The sequence below is a fragment of the Protofrankia sp. CiP1_Cm_nod4 genome, assembly GCF_982290645.1.
Genome location: NZ_CEVIVC010000019.1, coordinates 32,746 through 37,350, shown reverse-complemented (window position 1 = coordinate 37,350; position 4,605 = coordinate 32,746). Strand labels below are relative to the sequence as shown.

General features: G+C 70.5%; 4 protein-coding genes and 2 pseudogenes. 2 read left to right on the top strand and 4 right to left on the bottom strand.

Going from position 1 to position 4,605, the window contains the following annotated elements:
- The first annotated feature begins 284 nt into the window (after positions 1-284).
- Positions 285-761: a hypothetical protein gene (locus tag AC5LSR_RS06255; RefSeq protein ID WP_250290134.1), complete on the top strand. Its 477-nt coding sequence runs from the start codon at positions 285-287 to the stop codon at positions 759-761.
- A 130-nt stretch (positions 762-891) separates the two neighbouring features.
- Here AC5LSR_RS06255 and AC5LSR_RS06250 read toward each other — a convergent pair whose 3' ends face one another.
- The 3 genes and pseudogenes from AC5LSR_RS06250 to sodN all read right to left on the bottom strand — a co-directional run bounded on the left by AC5LSR_RS06250 (position 892) and on the right by sodN (position 3,400).
- The gene (locus AC5LSR_RS06250) at positions 892-1,920 is read right to left on the bottom strand and encodes an RNA polymerase sigma factor SigF (protein ID WP_250281773.1); all 1,029 of its coding nucleotides are present in this window, start codon (positions 1,918-1,920) and stop codon (positions 892-894) included.
- A gap of 161 nt (positions 1,921-2,081) precedes the next feature.
- Positions 2,082-2,555: pseudogene (locus tag AC5LSR_RS06245) on the bottom strand (ATP-binding protein); the annotation flags it as partial.
- Positions 2,556-3,004: 449 nt separating this feature from the next.
- Positions 3,005-3,400, bottom strand: coding sequence for a superoxide dismutase, Ni (sodN, locus tag AC5LSR_RS06240; RefSeq protein ID WP_250281771.1), 396 nt, complete (start codon positions 3,398-3,400; stop codon positions 3,005-3,007).
- Between the two features lie 95 nt (positions 3,401-3,495).
- On the opposite strand from sodN, the pseudogene AC5LSR_RS06235 reads away from it, so the two are divergent.
- Positions 3,496-3,894 (top strand): annotated as a pseudogene (locus tag AC5LSR_RS06235) (S24/S26 family peptidase); the annotation flags it as partial.
- Here AC5LSR_RS06235 and rfbC read toward each other — a convergent pair.
- Positions 3,855-4,472, bottom strand: a complete 618-nt coding sequence (gene rfbC / locus AC5LSR_RS06230) for a dTDP-4-dehydrorhamnose 3,5-epimerase (protein WP_250281767.1) — start codon at positions 4,470-4,472, stop codon at positions 3,855-3,857. The pseudogene AC5LSR_RS06235 and the gene rfbC overlap by 40 nt on opposite strands.
- Positions 4,473-4,605: the final 133 nt, after the last annotated feature.

Below are 4,605 nucleotides of genomic sequence, written 5' to 3'. Positions count from 1 at the left end.
GGGCACTGACCAGGACATCCCGGACGCGCTGGGTCGTAGCCGTGGCGAGGGGGTTAACGACCAGCAGCGTACGCATGATGTCTACGTTAGCGGTTCAAGGCTTTCCAGGCGTCACGACGTAATTCTTGCCACCGGTGGAATCCCCGCCACCGGTGGAATCCCGCCGGCGGACATCCGCGTCTCCTCCACATCTCGACCCGCGTGTCCACCCGCATGTCGTGGTGGGGCCCGTCAGGCATACCCACCGGGCTTACGCGGCCGTGGAGAACACGTACTGTCGGCGTGTGGGTTCCAGGGCTGGATCCGAGCGGATCGTGCCGGCGCCGGCGGGCGGTCCGCAACATGACAACGCCTGGCGTGCTGCCCGGCGTGCCGTACACGCGTTGCGGGCCGCCGCGGTGCTGCTGGCCGCCGAAGGACTGTTACTTGTCTGCCTCGGCGTCTTCCTGGTGGTGCGGGGTTTCGGCGCGGATACCGACGACCGGGGCCGGGCCGAGCTCGGCGGCCTGTTCGCCGTTGTTGCCGGGGTCGTCCTGTGGCTGCTCACGTGGGCGTTGCTCGCGCGTCGGCAGTGGGCCCGTTCCCCGCTTGTCGTTGTTCAGATTTTGTGTATTCCGGTTGCTGTTGGCCTTCTGCAGGCCCATCGCTATGGCGAGGGCATCCCACTGGTCGCGGTCCCGGTCGGGGTGCTGGTGCTGATCGGTGTCTCCGGTGCCTACCGCCCACACCAGCCCACGGGCCCGGGTGACTCCTCCGGATGACCCGGCCCGCGCTGGCCACGAGCTGGTACGGCCGGGCCGCCACCACGCCCCGCCGGGGGCCCTGCCTCGGATGCCCACAGCCGGAGGATAGGGCCGGGCGGGCCCGCCCGGCCGCGCGGTGCGGGGCCCGTCAGGTGTCGTCCAGCAGGCCGCGGCGCAGCTGGGCCAGTGTGCGGGCGAGCAGCCGCGAGACGTGCATCTGGGAGATCCCGAGCTCGGTGGCAATCTGCGACTGGGTCATGTTGCCGAAGAACCGCAGCAGCAGGATGCGCTTCTCCCGTGGGGGCAGCTTTTCCAGCAGCGGCTTGAGTGACTCCCGGTACTCGACCCCCTCGAGGGACTCGTCCTGGACGCCCAGGGTGTCGGCCACCGCCGGGGCCTCGTCGTCGCCGGAGTCCGGCGCGTCCAGGGAGACCGCCGAGTAGGCGTTGGCGGACTCCAGGCCCTCCAGCACCTCCTCCTCGCTCATCTGGAGATGGGCCGCGATCTCGCTGACCGTCGGTGAGCGGCCGAGCGTCTGGGACAGCTCCGAGGTGGCCTTGGTCAGCGACAGCTTGAGCTCCTGGAGCCGCCGCGGGACCCGGATCGCCCAGCCCTTGTCCCGGAAGTGCCGTTTGATCTCGCCGACGATCGTCGGGGTCGCGTAGGTGGAGAACTCCACACCGCGCTCGGGATCGAAACGGTCCACCGACTTGATCAGACCGATCGTCGCCACCTGGGTCAGGTCGTCCAGGGGCTCGCCGCGGTTGCGGAAACGGCGCGCGAGGTACTCGACGAGTGGCAGGTGCATCCGGACGAGCTGGTCACGGATCTCGGCCCGCCGCTGGTCCCCCTCGGGAAGGGCGACCAGCTGGGTGAACAGCTCCCGGGCGCGTACCCGGTCGTTGGTCTCACCGGGATGGCCGTGGCCACGGCCGTGGTGACCGGCGTCGGGGCCGTGGCCGTGGTGACCGGCGTCGGGGCCAGGGCCGGCATGGTCGTGGTCATGCTCGGGACCGTGGCCGGGACGGCCCTGGGCCGCGACCGTCGCCTGCCTGGGGGCGGGGTCCGTCACCGACGTGCCGGGCGGCGTCTCGTCCGTGGCCTCCTCGTCCGCGGCGAGGAAAAGATCGTGGCTGTTGTCGAGGAAGGCCTTCGAGCGTTGCCTGGTCGTGGCCACGGCGTCCTGAAACGGTCGGGTACGCCCTGCGGTCACGGCGTGCCCACCGGCCCGCTGGCCGGCGCGCCGGCGTTCTCGGTCCATGGCGTCACAGGGGATGGTGCCACGGGGGATGGCGTCGTGGCGGCCGGTGCCGTGGGCGCTGGTGTCCTGGGTGCCGCGGCCCGGGGACTGTGGATGTGTTCCTCGGGTATCCCGCGCCGCTTGCGTAGCACGATGGTGACCCGCGAGTCCGCGTCCACGGCGGAGGACACCTCGTCGGCCAGCGCGGTCAGGACCGTCCAGGCGAACGTCTCGATGGACGGTGGCTCGCCGTCCAGGCTGAGCACCGTGACCGAGACGTCGATGACGCCGGGGGAGAGCTCGAAGGTGCATTCCAGAGCCGAGCCGGGGACGGCTGACAGCAGCAGCAGCGCGCACGCCTCGTCGACGGCGATCCGCAGGTCCTCGATGTCGTCGAGGGTGAAGTCCGCGCGGGCCGCCAGCGACGCCGTGGCGGTCCGCAGGACCGACAGATAGGCACTCGCGGCGGGCAGGGTCAGCTGGACGACGTCTCGCAGCCGTCCGCCGGGGACTCCCGCCCCGGGGACACCGCCCTGACCGCTGGTGGTTTCGGTCCTCGGCGTTGTGTCCACGGTGTTACCCCCTTGAGTGCCTTCTTGAGTGCCTTGCGGTTCCGTATTCCATCTGATCTCTTGACCCCCACCTGGGCAGCGGTTGTGCCGGTCGAGGCTGGAGACGTCCGCGCCCAGCTCATGCCACGTGAAGACCACCGTACCCAGTGCCGAGGCGCCACCGCAGGTCGGGTGATCGATTCTGCGGATTGTGTGGGTGATGCCGACTACGTCCCATCGCCGTTCGGGGATGCTCCCGCCCGCCGGCTCCGGCCGGAGCCGAGATTATGATCAATACTGGTTATGAGCTGGTTATGATCAGTGCTGTCAGCCGTGACGCGCAGGGCCCGGCTCCCCGGGCCGCCGGCGGGCCGGGAACAGGCGGGACGCTGTTGCCGGTCATGCTGTCCGCGGCGCCGCGGTCCCCCGGGTTCCCGGATCCCTGCGCGGAGGCCGTGCGGCCGTGGTACCTATGCGGCCTTGGTCTCCCAGAAGATCGTGGAGATCCGCTCGATGAGGTCGAGCAGCTTCTGCCCGTCGACCGGGTCGACCGAGCCCTTGGCGCCGGCCGCCCCGGCCGCCTTGGTGGCCTGCCAGAACAGGTCGTGGAGCTCGGGGTACTTCTCCAGGTGGTTGGGCTTGAAGTAGTCGGTCCACAGCACCCACAGGTGCTGCTTGACCAGGTCCGCCCGCTCCTCCTTGATGGCCAGGGCGCGCGCGCGGAAGGCCGGGTCGTCGTTGCTCTGGTACTTCTCCTGGATCGCCTTCACGGACTGCGCTTCGATCTTCGCCTGGGCCGGGTCGTAGACGCCACAGGGCAGATCGCAGTGGGCGCTGACCGTTGTCTTCGGACGTAGGAGGCTCATGCTGCCGTCCTTTCTCGTCTCGTTGGACGTCCTGGGGCAACTCTCGGGTGGGCACGCATGCCGCCTGACCGGAGGGCCGGGATGCCGCGGGCGCGCCCCAGCGGCCCTCGGAGGTGCTCCGGCCTCGGACGGTGTCGATGCATGGCTCCACCTTGTGGCAACTTACCCGGGTGAGCCGACATGTTGCCGTGCGGATGGTCTCCGTCAGCGGCCGCTCCATGGCGCCGACGCTGCGGGACGGGGACGCGTGCGTGGTGCTGTGGGGCCTGCCACCACGGGTGGGTGACGTGGTCGTCGCGCGGCTGCCCGGCCGTGGGCTCGGGGTGAAGCGGGCCGCCTTCGTCGAGCCGGACGGGTCGTGGTGGCTGCGGTCCGACAACGTGGCGGCCGGCACCGACAGTGCGACGTTCGGCGCGGTCCCGGCCGCGGACGTGCTGGGCCGGGTGATCGCCCGCTACTGGCCGCGGCCCGCCTGGATCCGCAGGGTCTCGTAGTAGGCCGTGCACGCGCTGTAGGACGGCAGCAGGCCGGCGGCCTCCGCCTCCTTCAGCGACGGGGCCCGCGCGTCCTTCTCGGACAGCAGCGGGGTCACATCCCGCGGCCAGGGCAGCGCCAGGTCGGGATCGAGCGGGTCGATGCCGTACTCGCGGGCGGGGTTGTACGATGTCGAACATATGTACGATATCGCCGCGTTCTCGGTGAGCGCCATGAAGGAGTGGCCGAGTCCTTCGGCGAGGTAGAGGCCCTTGCGGTCCACGTCGTCGAGCAGCACCGCCTGGTGTGTCCCGTACGTCGGCGAACCGAGCCGGATGTCGACCACACAGTCGAGGACCCGGCCCTGGACGCAGGAGACGTACTTGGCCTGGCTGGGCGGCACGGCGGCGTAGTGGATGCCGCGCAGCGTCCCGCGCCGGCTCACGCTGTGGTTCGCCTGGGCGAGGCTGAGCGGGTGGCCGACCACCTCGGTCACGGTTTCGGACCGGTACCACTCCAGGAAGGTGCCCCGGTCGTCGGTGTGCTGGCGGGGGGTGAACACCCAGGCGCCGGCTATCTCGAGTTCATGAACCTCCACGAACGCGCACCGTACCCGGTAACGACGCCCCGTGGGGGCTTCCCGGGAGCCAATGCGGCCCTACCTGACAGGTGGGCATCACCCGGCAGGCGGGCATCCCGGCGGCGCGCGAGGAGCACGCCGGCCACCGGTG